This window comes from Mesorhizobium sp. M7A.T.Ca.US.000.02.2.1 (genome assembly GCF_003996995.1).
Lineage (GTDB): Bacteria > Pseudomonadota > Alphaproteobacteria > Rhizobiales > Rhizobiaceae > Mesorhizobium.
On record NZ_RZTT01000773.1, the window covers coordinates 1 to 1,213 of the forward strand.

The window sequence follows — 1,213 nt, forward strand, 5'->3', positions numbered from 1 at the left end:
GGACATAGATACGGTTGGCAGCGAGGCAGTCCTGGCCCGACGTGGCGAATTTGGCGTCGATGGCGATATCAACCGCTTTGTCCAGATCGGCATCGGCAAAGACGATCAGCGGGGCATGGCCGCCAAGCTCCATCACCAGCCGTTTCATGGTAGTCGCACTTTGCGCGGCGATCAGCCGGCCGATCTCGGTCGAGCCGGTAAAGCTCATGGCACGGACGCGCGGGTCTTCGCACATCCGGCCGACGATGGTCGAAGCCTTGCCGGTGATGATGTTGAAGACGCCGGCGGGCAAGCCGGCGCGTTCGCCCAGTTCGACCAGCGCCAGCGCCGACAGCGGTGTTTCCGAGGACGGATGCGCAACGATCGTGCAGCCGGCGGCAAGGGCTGCCGCAGCCTTGCGGGTCAGCATCGCCGACGGAAAATTCCACGGCGTGACGACGCCGACGACACCGAGCGGCTCGCGTCGCACCATCATCTCGGCGCCCGGCAGATGGCTTGTGACGCTCTCGGCATTCAAGCGTTTTGCTTCTTCGGCATACCATTCGACGAAGGAAGCGGCATAGTCGATTTCGCCCAGCGACTCCTGCAGCGGCTTGCCCTGTTCCAGCGTCATCAGCAGAGCGAGGTCTTGCTTTGCAGCGATGATCAACTCGAACCATTTCCGCAGGATTTTCGAGCGCTCCTGCGGCAACAGCGCCCGCCACGCCGGGAAGGCGCGCGCGGCGGCATCGATCGCCTTCGTCGTCTGCCGGCCGTCGAGCGCGGCGACGAAAGCGACTGTGGTGCCGGTGGCCGGGTCGGTGACTTCGAAGCTTTCGGCAGCCTCGCTCGCCGTCCAGTGGCCATCGACATAGGCGAGTTCACGCAGCAGCCGGCGGTCGGTCAGGCGATCGAGCGCTTCATGGCGATGCGAGCGGGCGAAATGCGCGGACATGGTCGAGACCTCCCGGTTCGGACTGATGCGGGAAGACTATTCATCCGATGCAGATAGAGAGGCTGTTTGGACAGCCCGATAGAGAGAGATTGTCTCTATTGGCCCGCGGGCGCAGATGATCTCTCTGCTGACCGGTGGGCGGCACTAAACCTGGAGATTGGCCGAAGCCTCCCCGCCTTCGTCATCCACGGGCGGAGCAGGAGCGAAGCGACGCGGCGGAGACCCGAGGATCCATGCCGTGATCTTGGTCGAGGAATGCAGCGGAGCAGAATTCTGCAC

Annotated in this window: 1 protein-coding gene; it reads right to left on the reverse strand. The window is 63.8% G+C overall.

Translation table 11 applies throughout. The features are described from left to right. A partial coding sequence (locus tag EOD15_RS34490; RefSeq protein ID WP_127409312.1) for an aldehyde dehydrogenase family protein occupies positions 1 to 934 on the reverse strand: 934 nt, incomplete at its 3' end. Positions 935 to 1,213: the final 279 nt, after the last annotated feature.